Below are 16,907 nucleotides of genomic sequence, written 5' to 3'. Positions count from 1 at the left end.
GGCGTGACCTTCGGGTCACGCCCGTCCTGCCATGTCCGGGCCTCATCGCCCCCGGCCGCGCTCGAAGTCCTCGAGCGACACCTTGCGCTCGACCGCGTGGTCGACGACCCGCTCGGGGTACCCGGGCGCGGCACCGGCCAGCTTCCAGGGCTCGTGCACGGCCTTGCCGGCGATGCCGCGCAGCTCGGGGACCCACTCGCGCACGTACGCGCCGTCGGGGTCGAACTTCTGACCCTGCGTGACGGGGTTGAAGATCCGGAAGTACGGCGCGGCGTCGCGGCCCGTCCCGGCGACCCACTGCCAGTTGAGCTGGTTCTGCGACACGTCGCCGTCGACGAGGTGCGCCATGAAGTGCTCGGCGCCGCGCTGCCAGCGCACGTGCAGGTCCTTGACGAGGAACGACGCGACGATCATGCGCACGCGGTTGTGCATCCACCCGGTGGCGAGGAGCTGGCGCATCCCGGCGTCGACCGTCGGGTAGCCCGTGCGGCCCTCGCACCACGCGGCGAGCATCGCGTCCTCGGCGGCCCCGGTCGCCCACGCGTCCTCGGGGACCACCGTGCGCAGAGACCGCCGGGCGGCGCCCGGGTGGTGGAACAGGACGTCGGCGTGGAACTCGCGCCACGCGAGCTCGGAGCGGTAGGTCGCGGCGGCCTCCTCGGGCACCGCGCCCGATCGCGCCACCGAGGCGAGGTCCGCGAGCAGCGTGCGCGGGTGGATCTCGCCCCACTTGAGCGCGGGGGACAGGTACGAGGTCCCGGCGCGGTCCGGTCGGTCGCGGTCGGTCGGATAGTGCGCGAGCCCGTCGGCGAGGAAGGCGCGCCATCGAGCGAGTGCCGCGGCCTCGCCCGCCTCGGGCAGCCGGGCCCCCGGCTCGGGCGCGTCCGGGAGACCGTCGGACGAGAGCGCGGCCCACGTGACGTCGTCAGGCAGGGGAGCGGGGGCCCGCCACCCGTGCTCGAGCCACGCCGTGCGGAACGGCGTGAAGACCTGGAAGGGCGTGCCGCCGCGCGTGCGGACGCGCCCCGGTGCGACCGCGTACGGCGACCCCGTGCGGCGCAACCGCACGCCGGCGGTGGCGAGCGCCGCCTCGACCGCGTCGTCGCGGCGGCGACCGTAGGGCTCGTAGCTCGCCGCTGCGTGGACGCTCCGGGCGCCGACCTCGGCGCAGACCGCGGGCACGACCGTGCGCGGGTCGCCGTGGCGCACCACGAGCCGACCGCCCGTCGAGGCGTGCAGCGCACGCAGGCTGCGGGCCAGGTATGCCTGCCGCACGGGCCCGGCGGTCGCCCAGAGAGCGGGGTCCAGGACGTACAGCCCGACGACGTCGCTCCCCTCCGCGCGCGTCTCGCCCACGGCCTCGCCGAGAGCCGGGTTGTCGGCCAGGCGCAGGTCGCGGCGGAACCACAGGACGGTCGGTACGGGAGAGGGCATCCGCCCACGCTAGCCGGGGTCGCGTGCGCTCGCGCACGTGGGTCCCGTCGGGCCCCCCAGCAGTCGCCGGGCAGCACTGCCGGTGGCAGCATCGATCCATGAGCGGTAACGACGAGAGGCCCGTCCAGCCCGACCTCCCGGATCCCCGGCTCGAGGCCGAGACGGCCGCCGCAGCGGGGCGGATCCCGCGCGACCACGCCTTCTTCGGACACCCCATCGGGCTGATGACCCTGTTCACCACCGAGCTGTGGGAACGGTTCAGCTACTACGGGATGCGGGCCATCCTCCTCTTCTACCTGACCGACACCATCGCGAACGGTGGTCTCGCGCTCGACGAGGTCACGGGGCTCGCCCTGGTCTCGATCTACGGCACGGGCGTGTACCTGCTCTCGGTCGTCGGCGGCTGGCTCGCGGACCGGGTGATCGGCTCCCGGCGCTCGGTCCTGTACGGCGGCATCGTCATCGCGGCGGGGCACGTCTCGCTCACGATCCCGGGGGCCGGCTTCTCGATGCTCGGCATCGCGCTCGTGGCGCTCGGCACCGGTCTGCTCAAGCCCAACGTGTCGTCGATGGTCGGTGAGCTGTACGCGCGCAGCGACCCCCGCCGCGACTCGGCCTTCTCGATCTTCTACATGGGCATCAACCTGGGCTCGCTCGTCTCCCCGATCATCGTCGGGTTCGTCAACCGGCAGTGGGGCTACCACGCGGGCTTCGCGGTCGCGGCGGTCGGCATGGCCATCGCCCTCGTGTTCTTCGTCGCGGGGCGCAAGTACCTGGGCGGCGCGGGGGACTCCGTGCCGAACCCGATCCACCCCGAGGAGTACCCGAAGCTCGTCCGGATCGGTCTCGTCATCCTCGCGGGGCTCGTCGTCGCGGCGCTCGTCGCGTGGGCGGTCTCGGGGGCGTTCGGGATCTCGACGTTCATCGACACGCTGTCCTACGTCGCGTTCGCCGCCCCGATCGCCTACTTCATCGTGATGTTCCGCTCGCCCAAGGTCACCGCGCCAGAACGCTCACGCCTCACGGCGTACATCCCGCTGTTCGTCGCCGCGATGCTGTTCTTCATGATCTTCGAGCAGGCGGCCACGACGCTCTCGAGCTTCGCGAAGAACCGCACCGAGCTCTCGTTCTTCGGCGTCCCGATCGAACCGGCCTTCTTCCAGTCCGTGAACCCGTTCTCGATCGTGGTCCTGGCGCCGGTGTTCGCGTGGATCTGGGTCAAGACCAAGGACCGTCCGCCGACGGCCGTGAAGTTCGCGATGGGCCTGACCCTGGCCGCGCTGTCGTTCGTGTGGCTCGCGGGCGCGTCGGCGATCTTCTCCGACGAGAAGGCGCCCGCGTGGGTGCTCGTGTCGGTCTACGTCATCCAGACGCTCGGCGAGCTGTGCCTGTCGCCCGTGGGGCTCGCCGCGACGACCCTGCTCGCGCCTCGGGCCTTCCGGAGCCAGGCCATGGCGCTGTGGTTCCTCGCGCCGGCCGCGGGGCAGGCCATCACGGCCCAGATCGTGCAGGTCACCGAGGGCGCCTCGGACACGGCGTACTTCGGTGCCGTGGGCGGCATCACGATGGTGTTCGCGCTGATCCTCTTCGCGATCGCACCGTGGGTCACGCGCCACATCCGCCACGCGGACGAGCAGGAGGAGGCGGCGGCCGTCGCCTGACGGCTGCCCGCCCGGACGCCCGTGCCCGACGGCGCCGCGCGCCCCGGCGCATCGCTGCGCCCGGGTGCGTGGCGCCGTCGGGCGGGAGGGGCTCAGCGCATCCAGCCCGGCACGCCCACACGCGCCGCGACCCGGCCCAGGCCGAACGTCTCGCCCGCGCGGGTCAGCGCGACGACGATCACGACGAGTGCCGTGACGACGTGGTCGTCGACGACCGGGTTGTTCGAGCCCGCGGCCAGGGGCCACGTGGTGACCCACAGCAGCGCCATGAGCAGCGTGCCCGAGACCGCGGCGACCCGCGTCCCCACACCCAGCAGCAGCGCGAGCCCGGTCAGGCCCATGCCGAGCATGAAGAGCCAGTCGGTGGCCGGGCCCGCCATCTCGACGAACGGTCCGGAGAGCGGCCCCTCGAGCGAGGACAGGTAGCCCGTGGTCGGCGAGCCGCCGTTGAGCCACGCACGCTCGGACGGCGTCGCGTGGCCCAGGCCCAGCGTCTTGTCGAGCACGGGCCACAGGAAGACGAACGCGATGGCGATGCGCAGGACCGCGAGGGCGCCGCGTGCGGCGGCGCTCGTCACGACGCGCTCGCCCGTGACGGGTGCGGTCGTCGGGGTGTCGGTGTCGGAGGGGTCGTTGCCGGTCGACGTGGAGCGAGCGCTCCGGTTCGTTGCAGCGGTGGCCTGGCTCATGAGGGCTGGTCTCCCTGATCGGTGGTGGCTCGTCCGGTGAGGCGCGGGGCGCCGGGGATACCGGGGTCGCCGGGGATGGGAAGGGGGTCTGGCTGCGAGGGGCCGCGGTCCGTCACGACCGTCGTGTCGACGGCACGCATCGGCGGGCGAGCGGCGTGCGGTGCACTACCGGGGCAGCCCTGCCAACCTCCCACCCGGGTGAAGTTCGCTGCAACCTTTTGGGCAGATTGACGGGTTTTCCCGTATCGGTGGTGCTACGTAGGGGGATCGCACATCGCGGTGCGGGTGGGAGCGCTGCACCCGTACGTGGACCACGAGCCGGACGACCGACGTCGCGGCCCCGACGCGGGCGTAGTGTGTCCGGGCGGTCACCTCCCAGGCCGCAGCACCACGTGAAGGAGCTGAACCGCCATGAGTCGCCCCCTGCGCTCTCGGACGTCCACCCACGGCCGCAACATGTCCGGTGCACGCGCGCTCTGGCGCGCCACCGGCATGGGCTCGGAGGACTTCGGCAAGCCGATCATCGCGATCGCGAACTCGTACACGCAGTTCGTACCGGGCCACGTCCACCTCAAGGACATGGGCGACCTCGTCGCGTCGGCGATCCGCGAGGCCGGCGGCGTCTCCAAGGAGTTCAACACCATCGCGGTCGACGACGGCATCGCGATGGGTCACGCGGGCATGCTGTACTCGCTGCCCAGCCGCGACCTCATCGCCGACTCGGTCGAGTACATGGTCAACGCGCACTGCGCGGACGCGATCGTGTGCATCTCCAACTGCGACAAGATCACGCCCGGCATGCTCAACGCCGCGCTGCGGCTCAACATCCCGGTCATCTTCGTCTCGGGCGGGCCCATGGAGGCCGGCAAGGCCGTCGTGGCCGACGGCGTCGCCTCGACGCACCTGAACCTCGTCAACGCGATCAACTACGCCGCGGACGACAACGTGAGCGACGCGGCCCTCGCCCAGGTCGAGGAGAACGCGTGCCCCACGTGCGGTTCCTGCTCAGGCATGTTCACCGCGAACTCGATGAACTGCCTGACCGAGGCCCTGGGCCTGTCGCTGCCCGGCAACGGCTCGACCCTCGCGACGCACTCGGCGCGCCGCGAGCTCTTCCTCGAGGCCGGCCGCACGATCGTCGACCTCGCGCGCCGCTACTACGACGACGAGGACGACTCGGCCGCGCCGCGCAACATCGCGACCAAGGCAGCGTTCGCCAACGCCATGACGCTCGACGTCGCCATGGGCGGCTCGACCAACACGGTCCTGCACATCCTCGCCGCCGCGCAGGAGGGCGAGATCGACTTCGACCTGACCGACATCGAGCGCATCAGCCGCCAGGTCCCGTGCCTGTCCAAGGTCGCGCCCAACCACCCGAACTTCCACATGGAGGACGTCCACCGTGCGGGCGGCATCCCGGCGCTGCTGGGCGAGCTCGACCGCGCCGGGCTCCTGGACCACGACGTCACGTCGGTCCACACCCCGACGCTGCGCGAGTGGCTCGACGACTGGGACGTCCGCGGCGGCAAGGCCACCGAGCGGGCCGTCGAGCTGTTCCACGCGGCCCCCGGCGGGGTGCGCACCACACAGGCGTTCTCCACGTCGAACCGGTGGGACCACCTCGACACCGACGCCGCGAACGGGTGCATCCGCGACCTCGAGCACGCGTACACGGTCGAGGGCGGACTGGCCGTGCTGCGCGGCAACCTCGCCGAGGACGGCGCGGTCTTCAAGACCGCGGGCGTCGACCCCGACGTGTTCCACTTCGTCGGCAAGGCCCTGGTCTGCGAGTCGCAGGACGAGGCCGTCGAGAAGATCCTCACCAAGCAGGTCGAGCCCGGTCACGTCGTCGTCGTGCGCTACGAGGGCCCCGCGGGCGGGCCCGGCATGCAGGAGATGCTCTACCCGACCTCCTTCATCAAGGGACGCGGCCTCGGCAAGGTGACCGCACTCATCACCGACGGCCGCTTCTCGGGCGGGTCGAGCGGCATCTCGGTGGGGCACGTGTCGCCCGAGGCAGCGGCCGGCGGCGTGATCGGCCTGGTCGAGGACGGCGACGAGATCGAGATCGACGTCGACACGCGTCTCATCCGCCTCAACGTGTCCGCCGAGGTCCTCGCCGAGCGCCGCGCCAAGATGGAGGCGCGCGAGAACCCCTGGCAGCCCGTCGACCGCGACCGCTACGTGTCCCCGGCGCTCCAGGCCTACGCCGCGATGGCGACGTCCGCGGACCGCGGCGCCGTGCGCGACGTGTCGCTGCTCAAGCGGCGCTGACCCGGCCGCAGGTCAGGGCCCGTACCCCTGGTGGGTGCGGGCCCGTCGTCGTCGGCGGCGCCGTGCAGGGACGTGCGCGTCGGTGACGAGCGCGCGTCAGCACTGCTCCTCGGACTGCTCCGTGACGACCCACGTGGACCCGGACGGCGCCATGACGGCCGTGCCGCAGTCCCCGCCCGCGTACGCGACCGCGAGGACCGTCGCGTCGGGGCGCTCCTCGCGCACCGTGACCTCGACCTGCGCGACGTCACCGACCGCGGCGTAGAGCGCGGCCGTGGTCGTGATCATCGACGCGCAGTCCGTGATGCCCGGCCACCCCTGCGCGGTCATCTCCGCGACCATCCGGTCGGCGAGTGCCGGAGCGAGGTACCCGCAGGCCGTCCCCACGTCCGGCGCGCGGCTCGCGACGAGCCACGCGCGGAAGGCGTCCTCGGGTGCCTCGGCGCCCTGGGGGGCGGGCGGTGCGTCGGGAGAGTCCGGGGTCGGGGGCGCGGTGGGGGCGGTCATGGTGGGCAACGGAACGGGGGCCGCGGCACCCCCAGCCGGGGCGGACGCGTCCGTGCGGGTCGACGCGCCGGTCGACGCGCCCCCGGCGCAGGCCGTCAGCGCGGCGAGGGCGAGAGCAGCCACGGCGAGGGCACGACGGGGGTGGACGCGGGCGCTGTGCGGCGTCGTTGCAGTCACGCGGGCATCCTGCCACAGGTACGGCGACGCCACTGCGGGTGTCTTGTGGCCCGCCGCCCGCCGCGAGGAGATACTCGGGTATGGCCAGTGACGACATCGACATCAAGCCCCGCTCCCGCACCGTGACCGACGGCATCGAGGCCACGGCCTCGCGCGGCATGCTCCGCGCCGTCGGCATGGGAGACGAGGACTGGGTCAAGCCCCAGATCGGCATCGCGAGCTCGTGGAACGAGATCACGCCGTGCAACCTGTCGCTCGACCGGCTCGCGCAGGGGGCCAAGGAGGGCGTGCACGCGGGCGGCGGGTACCCGCTGCAGTTCGGCACCATCTCGGTGTCCGACGGCATCTCGATGGGTCACGAGGGCATGCACTTCTCGCTCGTGTCGCGCGACGTCATCGCGGACTCGGTCGAGACGGTCATGCAGGCCGAGCGCCTGGACGGGTCGGTGCTGCTCGCCGGGTGCGACAAGTCGCTCCCGGGCATGCTCATGGCCGCCGCCCGCCTCGACCTCGCGAGCGTGTTCCTCTACGCGGGCTCGATCATGCCGGGCTGGGTCAAGCTCTCCGACGGCACCGAGAAGGACGTCACGCTCATCGACGCGTTCGAGGCCGTGGGCGCGTGCTCGCGCGGGCTCATGAGCCGAGAGGACCTCGACCGTATCGAGCGTGCGATCTGCCCGGGCGAGGGCGCGTGCGGCGGCATGTACACCGCGAACACCATGGCGTCGGTCGCCGAGGCCATGGGCATGTCGCTCCCCGGCTCGGCCGCACCGCCCTCGGCCGACCGTCGCCGCGACAACTTCGCGCACCGTTCGGGCGAGGCCGTGGTCGAGCTGCTGCGTCGTGGCATCACCGCGCGCGACATCATGACCAAGAAGGCGTTCGAGAACGCGATCGCGGTCGTCATGGCGTTCGGCGGCTCGACCAACGCGGTGCTCCACCTCCTCGCGATCGCGCACGAGGCCGAGGTCGACCTGACCCTCGACGACTTCGACCGGGTCGCGGCGAAGGTCCCGCACCTGGGCGACCTCAAGCCGTTCGGCCGCTACGTCATGAACGACGTCGACCGCATCGGCGGCGTGCCCGTGGTCATGAAGGCGCTGCTCGACGCGGGCCTGATCCACGGTGACGCGCTCACGGTCACGGGCCGGACGGTGAGTGAGAACCTCGCGGACCTGGCGCCCCCCGACCCCGACGGCAAGATCCTGCGCGCCCTCGACAACCCCATCCACCGCACCGGCGGCATCACGATCCTCGGCGGCTCGCTCGCGCCCGAGGGAGCCGTGGTCAAGTCGGCCGGTTTCGACTCCGACGTGTTCGAGGGCACGGCCCGCGTGTTCGAGCGCGAGCGCGCTGCGCTCGACGCCCTCGAGGACGGGACCATCACCGACGGCGACGTCGTCGTCATCCGGTACGAGGGGCCCAAGGGCGGGCCGGGCATGCGCGAGATGCTCGCGATCACGGGAGCCATCAAGGGCGCGGGCCTCGGCAAGACCGTGCTGCTCCTGACCGACGGGCGCTTCTCGGGCGGGACGACGGGGCTGTGCGTGGGTCACGTCGCCCCCGAGGCCGTGGACGCCGGACCCATCGCGTTCGTGCGCGACGGCGACCGCATCCGCCTCGACGTCGCCCGCAAGACGCTCGACCTGCTGGTCGACCCGGCCGAGCTCGAGGCCCGCAAGGACGGGTGGGCGCCCCTCGCCCCGACGTTCACCCGGGGAGTGCTCGCCAAGTACGCCAAGCTCGTGCAGTCGGCGTCGCGCGGGGCGATCCTCGAGTAGGGGGCTGCGCGCGGCCGAGCACGGGGTGGGGGTCGTTCTGCCGGTCGGAACGGCCGCGACCGCGTGCTCGGCCCCCGCGGTCGCGAGTGCTGGCGACGTGGTCCTGGCTGCGGGATAGTGGACGAGGAACGCCCACCGTCCGCGCCGAACCGCACCGGAGCAGCAGCCATGAGCGACGCGATCACCGCCCGACAGTTCCACGACAGCGACGGGGTGGAGGACTGGCGCGTCGTGCTCGGCACCGCGCAGACCCGCTTCCGGACCGACTCGTTCACGGCCGGGGTCGAGCTGATCGACGCGATCGGCGAGCTGGCCGAGGGCATGAACCACCACCCCGACGTCGACCTGCGGTACGCGACCGTCACGGTCCGGGTGTCCTCGCACGACGTGGGCGGGCTGAGCAGGCGCGACGTGACCCTGGCCCGGCGGATCTCCCTCGTGGCCAAGGAGCTCGAGCACCCGGCCGAGACCGACGGGCTGCTCGAGGTCGAGATCGCGATCGACGCCCTCGACCGGCCCGCCGTGCGCCCCTTCTGGCGTGCCGTGCTCGGCTACGTCGACGGACCGCCCGAGGACGAGGGCCTGGGGCTCGGCGACCCCGCGGGCTACGGCCCGCCCGTCTGGTTCCAGCAGATGGATGCACCGCGGCCCCAGCGCAACCGCATCCACCTCGACGTCTCCGTCCCGCACGACCAGGCCGAGGCGCGCGTCACCGCGGCCATCGCGGCCGGCGGACACCTGGTCTCCGACTCCCGGGCACCGGCGTTCTGGGTGCTCGCGGACGTCGAGGGCAACGAGGCGTGCATCTGCACGTGGCAGGCGCGCGACTGAGTCGAGAGGCGCGACCGGACAACCTGTCGGAGCGAGCGGGACCCCGAGGGCGCGCTCGCTCCGACACGGGGGTCAGGCGCGCGTCACGACCAGGGTCCGGTAGCCCGGGACCAGCACCCCGCGCTGTGCGCTGCGCGACACGACCCGCAACGGTTCGCCGTCGTCCCAGAGCGCGTGCAGGAGCGCGCCGATCTCCGCGCGGGCCAGCGCTGCCCCGAGGCACAGGTGACGCCCCGCACCGAACCAGAGCTGGCGGCTCTCGCGGACGTAGGGGCGGTCGGCACGGAACGGCCCGGCACCGATGTTCGCGCTCCACACGAGCATCATGATGCGCTCGCCCTCGACGAGACGGCGCCCCGCCACCTCGACGTCGGCCGCGACGCCCCGGCCGATGACCGAGGCGGGGCTCGTGACACGCAGCCCTTCGCGCACGGCGTTCTCGACGGCGTCGGGCTCGCCCGGGGCGCGGGCCTCTCCCGCCGCCGCGCGGTCGGCATCGGCGCGCATCCGGTCGAGCAGGCGGTGCTGCTCGCCCGTGTCGACGAGCAGCGCGGTCGTCCGTGCCATGGCGGAGGCCGAGGTCTCCGTGCCCGCGACCATGAGGAGGCACGCGAGCCCCGTCGTCTCCTCGAGGCCGAGCCCCAGCTCTCGGCATCGGCCGAGCAGAGTGTCGGCGGGCGCGTCGCGCCAGCCCGCCGGGACGCCTCGGGTGAGCTCGGCGACGATCTCGCGGGCCGCGGTGACCTGGGCGGGAGCCAGGTGCGTCGACCCCGCGCTCCCCAGGGCGATCGTCGCGAGACGCTCGCCGGTCTCGAAGACCGCCAGGGCGTCCTCGTCCCTGGGCCAGGTACCTGGCGCCCGCCTGGACGTCCGCGAGAGGTCGCCGTCGGCGCTGGCGTCCGGCCCCGGCACGCCCAGGAGGGAGATCATCATGCGACCCACGAGCACTCGCGCCAGGCGTGCGACGTCGACCGTCCCGCCCGCCCGCAGCGCCTCACGGGCCACGGCGAGCGGACCCGACCATGCTGCCTCGACGAGCTCGGCCGAGCCGGCCTCGGTGAACAGCTCGCGCGACCGCGAGCGCAGGTCGTGGTGCCCCGGGCCGTCGAACAGGTCGAGCACCCAGTCGCCCAGGATCTGCGCCCACAGGTGCCCGACCCCGCCCTCGCCCACGATCGTGAACGACCGGTGGTCGCCCAGGACGGTGCGGGAGACCACGGGGTCGGCCGTGACCCAGCCCAGGCCTGGCACCTTGCGCAGGGGCGGTCCGGGCAGGCGGCGCGAGAGATGGCCGCCGAGCAGCACGGCGGCCATGCCGGGGCGGGCACGGCGCAGGAGGTCCACCTCGTGGCGGGTCGTGGGGAGCACGACGGACAGTCTGGCGCATCCGGCGGCCGGTCGGGGTCGTGCGGGGTCGTGCTGTGGACGACGGCGGGGCGATGGCTGGGGCCGAGCACCCGACTCTCACCCGTGGACAACCTCGGTGGGGCCCGGGTTCGTGGCTACGCTGTCGCGGGTGCCGATCATCGCCCGCCCCCCAGCGCACCCCTCGGGGACCCGTACGACGCTCGCCCCGGTCCGGGGCCCGGCTCCTGCCGCCGTGATCGCGGGGGTCGGCGTCCACCTGCCCGAGCGCACCGTGCGGGTCGCCGACGCCGAGCGGGACCTGGCGCGCACGAGCGCGCCCGGCGCCGTGCCCCGCCTGCCCATGGTCTCGCGCCTGACCGGGGTCCAGCAGGTCCACGTCCTGCCCGACGACTGGAACGCCTCCGACCTCGCGGCCGCCGCCGCGGCCAAGCTCCTCGCCGCGCAGGGGCTCGATGCCCGGGACGTCGACCTGCTGATCTTCGCCTCGGCGAGCCAGGACATGGTCGAGCCGGCGACGAGCCACATCGTCGCGGCCAGGCTGGGGGTGCGCGCCCCGGTCATGGACGTCAAGAACGCGTGCAACTCGGTCCTCAACGCGATCGAGGTCGCCGAGGCCCTCGTGGCCACGGGCCGGTACGGGACGGTTCTCGTCGCGTGCGGCGAGGCACCGTCGCGCGCGGTCCGGTGGGACGTCCCGGACCGGGCGACGTACCTGCTGTCCGCGCCGGGCTACACCATGTCCGACGCCGGAGCGGCGGTCCTGGTGCGACGGGCACCTGAGCCGGTGGTCGGCACGAGCGACGACGCGCCCGCCCCGGCGGGCATCCTCGCGAGCGCGTTCGGTGCCGAGTCGACGCACTGGGACGTCGGTATGCTCCCCGGCGGGGGGACGGCCTTCCCACGAGATCTCGACCGCACGTACTTCGAGATCGACGGGTCGAGGCTGCGCGACGCGTTCCTGGCGCTGGGGCCGGGCGTGATCCTCGAGGCGCTCGACCGCGCGGGGCTGACGTGGGACGACGTGGCCCTGGTCGCGGTGCACCAGGTCGCGGTCGCGTACCTGGCGGACGTCCACGAGGCCCTGGGGCTGCCCGAGGGGCGGACGATCGTCACGGTCGCCGAGCACGGGAACGTCGCCTCGGCGACGCTGCCGCTCCAGCTCGCGACCGCGCTGGAGAGCGGCCGCGTGGGTCCGGGGGACGTGGTGCTGCTCGTCGGGCTGGCCGGCGGGATCAGCATCGGAGCCATGGCGGTGCGGCTGTGACCCCGGAGGGCGCCGCGGGGACGGGTGCGGCCCCCGGGCGGCGGACGCCATCGCTCCCGGTCCGTCTCGCGGTCGTCGTCCCGGCTCTGAACGAGGCGCGCGAGCACGGGATCCTCGCGACGCTGCGCGCCCTGCGCGTCCAGGAGGACCGTGACTTCGACCTGGTCGTGGTCGACAACGGTTCGACCGACGGCACCCCGGACCTCGTGCGGGCGACCGTCGCGGACTGGGACGAGCCACGATGGCGGCTCGTGACCGAGGCCCAGAAGGGGACGGGCGCCGCGGCCGACACGGGCATGCGGGCGGCGATCGCCGCGGGTGCGACCCACCTCGCGCGGACCGACGCGGACTGCGTGCCCCCGCCGGACTGGACGGTCCGCGTGAAGGAGGCGTTCGCCGTCGGGCACGACCTCGTGGCCGGGCGGATCATCGCGCGCACCGACGACCTGCCGGTGTCCCGTGCGCGGCAGGCGATCCTGTCGGGGGCCGTGAGCGTCGCGAGCACGTTCGGGAGGTTCCGCCCCGGCAACCAGGACCCGTCCTACCTGGGCCCGTACGTCATGGCCCCCGGGTGCAACATGGCGATCACCGCGGACCTGTACGAACGTGCGGGCGGCTTCCCGCGCACCGCGATCGAGGACCTGCACGAGGACCGCGCCCTGGTCAACGCCGTGCGTCGCCTGACCTCGGCTTACGGGGCGCACCCCGAGGTCGTGGTGCGCGCCTCGACGCGGCGCGCGCACGCCTGGGGGCTCGTGCGGACCCTGGGCTGGTACGCCGACCACCGCTACAAGCCCGAGGTCGTGGACATCCGATGACGGCAGGCACGTCCCCGCGAGCGCCGGGCGCCGGGTCGAGCACCGCCCAGGGATCCTCCCGCGACGCGCACCGCTGGGAGGAGCGCGTCCAGCGCGGCGCGCACCCGCTCGTCTACCCGGCGTTCCGGGCGCTCGCCCGGCGTGGCCCGGTCGTGCGCGTGCCGGGGCTCGGGGTCGTGGTGAACGACGCCGTGACGGCCCGAGAGGTCCTGCTCGACACCGAGCACTTCTCCAAGGTCGGCCCGGGGGCGCCCTCGGACCTGTGGACGCCCGTGCTGGGGCCGTCGGTCCTGCTCAACATGGAGGGCGAGGACCACGCGACGCTGCGGCGGGCCCTGTCGGGGCTGTTCACGCCGCGCTCGGTCGCGCAGCTCACCGCGACTGAGGCAGGGGCGTCCTTGGGGACCTTGGCCCCTCGCCTGCTCGCGGGCGGGACGGTCGACCTGGTGCAGGAGGTCGGGGCGCTCGCGGGCACGGTCATCTGCCGCATGACGGGTCTTCCGCCCACCGACGCCGCGGTGCGCGACGCGATGGTCGCGGCGCAGTCCGTCGTCGGGCTCGTGCGCCTGCACCGGCGCAGCCTCACGCCCTCCCAGGTGCGCCACGCCCGCGAGGTGCTGGGCACGTTGAGCGAGCCCGCGCGGGCCGCGTACCGCGACGGGGACCCCGCGACGGTGCCGGGGCGGATGCGCGGCCTCGGGCTGAGCGAGAGCGAGGCGCTGGGCGCGGTCGGTGCGTTCGTCATGACGGGCACCGAGACCATCCAGTCGTTCACGCCGCGCCTGGTCGCGCTCGCGGTCGACACCGGGTGGATGGATCGTCTGCTGCTCGCCGGACCGGACGACGCGCTGCGCGGCCGCGTGGTCGAGGAGGCGCTGCGCGTCACGGTGCCGACCCCCGCGATGCTCCGGTCCGTGCGCTCGGCCCACAGCGTGGGGGCCGTGCCGGTGCGGGCGGGGGAGCGCGTCGTCATCGCGACCGTGACGTGCTGCCGGGCGGGTGGGGCGTTCGACCCCGCACGTGACGCGGACCCGGCGCTGCGCAACCTGTGGTTCGGTGCGGGCCCGCACTTCTGTCTCGGCATGCCGCTCGCGATGGCGCAGGTCGGGGCGGTCCTGGACGCGTTGCGCCCGGTCGCGACGGCCGGGCGCTCGCTGCGGGTCGCGGGGCGCGAGGTCGCGCGGGGCGTCCTCATCCCGTCCTACCGGCGCCTGCGGATCGAGGCCGCCGCGTCGTCCTCGGTGCCGGTGGAGGAGGCGCCATGAGCGGCCCGACGACGGAGCACCTGCTCGCGACCATCGTGGGCCACGCGCGGGGAGCGCGCGGCGACGAGGTGGCGCTGCGCTGGTGGGCGCGTCCGGCGCACCGTGCACGACGAGGCCGGGAGGGTGCGAGCCATGCGCCCGCACCGGGCGGCGAGCCGCTCGACCGGGTCCGCGAGGAGGTCACGTACCGCGAGCTCTCGCGCCGCATCGAGGCCACGGCCGACGCCCTGCACCGTGAGGGCATGCGACCGGGGGACCGCGTGCTGTTCTCGGTACGACCGCGACCCGGGGGGATCGTGCTGGCGCTCGCCGTCGTGCGGCTCGGGGCCGTGATCGTGTTCGTCGACCCGGGGTCGACGCCCGAGCTCTTCGCCGCGCGCGTCGCTGCCGCGGACCCGCGCTGGGCCATGACCGAGTCGCTGCTCTACGCGATCTCACGCGGCCCGTTGCGGCGCCTGGCCCGCTCGCGCGGCCTCCTGCTGCCCGACTACGCGAGCCTCCCGCTGCGGCACGTCCGGTCCGGCCCGTGGCTTCCCGGGGTGCCCCGACGGTCGCTGTCGGCGCGCGTGCTCGCCTCGGGGCTACGCGGGGCCGGTGGGCAGGGCGTCGGACCGAGGCCCGTGACGGGCCTGCCGCTCGACGGCGAGGCGCTCGTGGTCTTCACGTCGGGCACCACGTCGGACCCGAAGGCCGTCGTCCACTCCGCGGGCTCGCTCGGCGCGGGCTGCGCGCTGCTGGGCGCGGCCTTCGAGCTCATGCCGGGGGACGTGGTGCACACGGACCAGATGCTCCTGGGCATCCCGGCGCTGCTCGCGGGTGGGACCTGGTCCATCCCGCCGGGGACCCCCGCGCAGGACGTCGTGGCCTTCGGTCGGCACGCGGCCGAGCAGGCCGGGACGTACCTGGTCCCGGCGGACCTCACGCTCCTGCTCGACGCGGTCGAGACCGGCCGGGCTCCCGCGCAGGGCCCGCGGGTCGGGCTCGTCGGTGGCGCGCCCGTGACGCGGTCGATCCTCGACCGCGCCCGCCGGTCGCTGCCCGCCACGCGGTGGATCGGGGTCTACGGCATGACCGAGATCCTGCCCGTCGCGGTGGTCGAGGCCACCGACAAGCTCGCGCACGCCGGGGACGGCGACCTGGTCGGTCGCCCGCTGCCGGGCGTCGACGCCCGGATCGACGCCACGGCCGTGGAGGGCTGTGCGGGCGAGCCTGGCGACGACGCCCGACCGGCCGGACCCACGGTGGGCGAGCTGGTCCTGCGCGGCCCGTCGCTCATGAAGGGGTATCTCGCCCACCTCGACGGCGGACGGCCGCCCGTGCACGAGCACCGCACGGGCGACCTCGCGCACCTCGACGAGCAGGGCCGGATCGTGCTCGTGGGGCGCACGCGCGACATGATCATCCGCGGCACGGTCAACATCTACCCGGGGCTGTTCGAGCCGCGGCTCGCCGCGCTGCCCGGTGTCGGGGAGGCTGCCCTCGTGGGCGTCCCCCAGGAGGACGGCGACGAGAAGGTCGTCCTCGTGGTGACCTCGGCCCCGCCCTGCGCGGCAGGTGCGCCCGCCGGGACGCACGTCAGGGCGGCCGGCGTCGTCGGGCCGGCAGAGAGCCAGGGCGAGCCGGTCCTGACCGCCGAGCACCCGCTGCTCGCCGGAGTCCGGTCCGCGCTGCCGGACGTGCTGGACCATGGAGCGCTGCCGGACCTGGTCCTGCACGCCGACCGTCTGCCTCTCGCGGGGCGCAGCCGCAAGCCCGACCGCGCGACGCTCTCCCGCGCCGCGGCGGGCCACCTCGCGACGACCGGGGCGCGGTCCACGTGAGCCTGCGCGTCGGCGTCACGGGGGCGTCGGGGTTCGTCGGGGGAGCCGTCGCTCGGCGCGCCGTCGCCCACGGCCACCGCGTGTGGACCTTCTCGCGGCGCGACGCGCACGTCTCCGGGGCGACGCACCGGACGTGGGACCTCGAGGCAGGGCTGCTCGCGGCACCGCCCGCGCTGGACGTCGTCGTGCACGCGGGGGCGACGGTCTCCGACTGGGCGCGCCACGACGTCGCGTGGGCGACCAACGTCGAGGGAACGCGCGCCGTGCGGGACACGTTCCCGGCGGCGCGGTTCGTGCACGTGTCCTCGGGCAGCGTCTACGACCCCTTCGTCCCTACGGTCCGGGGAAGGGAGTCCGAGGCGCCCGTCGAGCGGTACCTGAACGCCTACGGCGCGACCAAGGCCGCCGCCGAGCGGGTCCTTGCCACCGACGCCCGCACGCCCGGGCGCGGACCCGTCGTCGTGCTGCGCCCCCACGCCGTGTACGGGCCGGGGGACACGACGCTCCTGCCGCGCATCGAGGGCGCGATCCGGGGCAGGCGGCTCGTGCTCGTCGGGGACGGGTCGGCGTTGCAGTCCCTCACGCACGTGGACACGCTCGTCGAGGCGGCGCTCGCGGCCGCGACGGTCGACCTGCCGCACGGTCAGCCCCTCGTGGTCAACGTCGCGGACGCCGGGCCGGTGGTCCTGGGCGAGGTCGTCGTCGAGCTCCTGCGCCGCAGGGGGCACGACGGCGTCACCCTCGCCGGGATCCCGGCCCGCCCCGCGTGGGTGCTCGCCGCGTGCGCCGAGGCTCTCGCACGCTGGACGCGGCGGCCCGAACCGCCGCGCCTGACCCGGTACGCCATCAGCCACCTCGCGGCCGAGCGCACCTACGACCTGACGGTGCTGCGCGAGGTCCTGGGGGTCGAGCCCCGGGCGACGTCGCTCGCGGGGGCGGAGAGCTGGTGACGCACGTGACGGAGTCCCCGGACGCCCAGGAACGTCGGCAGGCTCCGGTGCGCGCGGCGGTCCCGAGG

The 16,907-nt window shown here is 74.2% G+C and carries 13 protein-coding genes; 9 read left to right on the top strand and 4 right to left on the bottom strand.

Annotated features, from left to right (window positions below):
* Nucleotides 1–42 precede the first annotated feature (42 nt).
* Nucleotides 43–1,434, bottom strand: coding sequence for a cryptochrome/photolyase family protein (locus ACFRCR_RS08690; protein ID WP_377676803.1), 1,392 nt, complete (start codon nucleotides 1,432–1,434; stop codon nucleotides 43–45).
* A gap of 98 nt (nucleotides 1,435–1,532) precedes the next feature.
* Here ACFRCR_RS08690 and ACFRCR_RS08685 point away from each other — a divergent pair, with 98 nt between their 5' ends.
* A complete protein-coding gene (locus ACFRCR_RS08685; protein ID WP_377676801.1) occupies nucleotides 1,533–3,095 on the top strand; it encodes a peptide MFS transporter in 1,563 nt (520 codons plus the stop codon).
* Nucleotides 3,096–3,187: 92 nt separating this feature from the next.
* Here the strand turns inward: ACFRCR_RS08685 and ACFRCR_RS08680 are convergent, their stop codons facing one another.
* Nucleotides 3,188–3,784 carry a DoxX family protein gene (locus tag ACFRCR_RS08680; RefSeq protein ID WP_377676800.1) on the bottom strand — a complete coding sequence of 199 codons (597 nt, stop codon included), beginning with the start codon at nucleotides 3,782–3,784 and terminating at the stop codon, nucleotides 3,188–3,190.
* A 411-nt stretch (nucleotides 3,785–4,195) separates the two neighbouring features.
* Between ACFRCR_RS08680 and ilvD (ACFRCR_RS08675) the strand changes: the two genes are divergently transcribed.
* On the top strand, nucleotides 4,196–6,058 hold the full coding sequence (ilvD, locus tag ACFRCR_RS08675) for a dihydroxy-acid dehydratase (protein WP_377676798.1): 1,863 nt from the start codon (nucleotides 4,196–4,198) through the stop codon (nucleotides 6,056–6,058).
* 96 nt (nucleotides 6,059–6,154) lie between these two features.
* Here the strand turns inward: ilvD (ACFRCR_RS08675) and ACFRCR_RS08670 are convergent, their stop codons facing one another.
* Nucleotides 6,155–6,742, bottom strand: a complete 588-nt coding sequence (locus ACFRCR_RS08670) for a hypothetical protein (protein ID WP_377676796.1) — start codon at nucleotides 6,740–6,742, stop codon at nucleotides 6,155–6,157.
* Between the two features lie 80 nt (nucleotides 6,743–6,822).
* Here ACFRCR_RS08670 and ilvD (ACFRCR_RS08665) point away from each other — a divergent pair, with 80 nt between their 5' ends.
* The gene (gene ilvD, locus ACFRCR_RS08665; RefSeq protein ID WP_377676795.1) at nucleotides 6,823–8,523 is read left to right on the top strand and encodes a dihydroxy-acid dehydratase; all 1,701 of its coding nucleotides are present in this window, start codon (nucleotides 6,823–6,825) and stop codon (nucleotides 8,521–8,523) included.
* A gap of 168 nt (nucleotides 8,524–8,691) precedes the next feature.
* Nucleotides 8,692–9,354 (top strand): VOC family protein, encoded by a 663-nt coding sequence (locus tag ACFRCR_RS08660; RefSeq protein WP_377676793.1) that lies wholly within the window; start codon nucleotides 8,692–8,694, stop codon nucleotides 9,352–9,354.
* Nucleotides 9,355–9,426: 72 nt separating this feature from the next.
* Here ACFRCR_RS08660 and ACFRCR_RS08655 read toward each other — a convergent pair whose 3' ends face one another.
* Nucleotides 9,427–10,722, bottom strand: a complete 1,296-nt coding sequence (locus ACFRCR_RS08655) for a cytochrome P450 (protein ID WP_377676791.1) — start codon at nucleotides 10,720–10,722, stop codon at nucleotides 9,427–9,429.
* Nucleotides 10,723–10,870: 148 nt separating this feature from the next.
* On the opposite strand from ACFRCR_RS08655, the gene ACFRCR_RS08650 reads away from it, so the two are divergent.
* Genes ACFRCR_RS08650 through ACFRCR_RS08630 form a run of 5 tightly spaced genes read left to right on the top strand, consistent with a single transcriptional unit; the run spans nucleotide 10,871 to nucleotide 16,839 of the window.
* Nucleotides 10,871–11,986: a 3-oxoacyl-ACP synthase III family protein gene (locus ACFRCR_RS08650; protein ID WP_377676790.1), complete on the top strand. Its 1,116-nt coding sequence runs from the start codon at nucleotides 10,871–10,873 to the stop codon at nucleotides 11,984–11,986.
* Nucleotides 11,983–12,804, top strand: a complete 822-nt coding sequence (locus ACFRCR_RS08645) for a glycosyltransferase (RefSeq protein ID WP_377676788.1) — start codon at nucleotides 11,983–11,985, stop codon at nucleotides 12,802–12,804. Before ACFRCR_RS08650 ends, ACFRCR_RS08645 begins: the two co-directional genes overlap by 4 nt.
* Nucleotides 12,801–14,069 (top strand): cytochrome P450, encoded by a 1,269-nt coding sequence (locus ACFRCR_RS08640; RefSeq protein ID WP_377676786.1) that lies wholly within the window; start codon nucleotides 12,801–12,803, stop codon nucleotides 14,067–14,069. The genes ACFRCR_RS08645 and ACFRCR_RS08640 overlap by 4 nt, the downstream gene beginning before the upstream one ends.
* The gene (locus ACFRCR_RS08635) at nucleotides 14,066–15,889 is read left to right on the top strand and encodes a class I adenylate-forming enzyme family protein (protein WP_377676784.1); all 1,824 of its coding nucleotides are present in this window, start codon (nucleotides 14,066–14,068) and stop codon (nucleotides 15,887–15,889) included. Before ACFRCR_RS08640 ends, ACFRCR_RS08635 begins: the two co-directional genes overlap by 4 nt.
* Nucleotides 15,886–16,839 carry an NAD-dependent epimerase/dehydratase family protein gene (locus ACFRCR_RS08630; protein ID WP_377676781.1) on the top strand — a complete coding sequence of 318 codons (954 nt, stop codon included), beginning with the start codon at nucleotides 15,886–15,888 and terminating at the stop codon, nucleotides 16,837–16,839. The genes ACFRCR_RS08635 and ACFRCR_RS08630 overlap by 4 nt, the downstream gene beginning before the upstream one ends.
* Nucleotides 16,840–16,907: the final 68 nt, after the last annotated feature.

Source organism: Oerskovia sp. NPDC056781 (assembly GCF_042789955.1).
Lineage (GTDB): Bacteria > Actinomycetota > Actinomycetes > Actinomycetales > Cellulomonadaceae > Oerskovia > Oerskovia rustica.
Note: the sequence above shows the minus strand (reverse complement) of the source record. Positions and strands in the feature narration are given on the sequence as shown.

Excerpts from the sequence above, each read along its gene's own strand:
- ilvD (WP_377676798.1), top strand. The coding sequence starts at position 4,196 with ATGAGTCGCCCCCTGCGCTCTCGGACGTCCACCCACGGCCGCAACATG.
- ACFRCR_RS08685 (WP_377676801.1), top strand. The coding sequence starts at position 1,533 with ATGAGCGGTAACGACGAGAGGCCCGTCCAGCCCGACCTCCCGGATCCC.
- ACFRCR_RS08690 (WP_377676803.1), bottom strand. The coding sequence starts at position 1,434 with ATGCCCTCTCCCGTACCGACCGTCCTGTGGTTCCGCCGCGACCTGCGC.
- ACFRCR_RS08635 (WP_377676784.1), top strand. The coding sequence starts at position 14,066 with ATGAGCGGCCCGACGACGGAGCACCTGCTCGCGACCATCGTGGGCCAC.
- ACFRCR_RS08640 (WP_377676786.1), top strand. The coding sequence starts at position 12,801 with ATGACGGCAGGCACGTCCCCGCGAGCGCCGGGCGCCGGGTCGAGCACC.
- ACFRCR_RS08680 (WP_377676800.1), bottom strand. The coding sequence starts at position 3,784 with ATGAGCCAGGCCACCGCTGCAACGAACCGGAGCGCTCGCTCCACGTCG.
- ilvD (WP_377676795.1), top strand. The coding sequence starts at position 6,823 with ATGGCCAGTGACGACATCGACATCAAGCCCCGCTCCCGCACCGTGACC.
- ACFRCR_RS08660 (WP_377676793.1), top strand. The coding sequence starts at position 8,692 with ATGAGCGACGCGATCACCGCCCGACAGTTCCACGACAGCGACGGGGTG.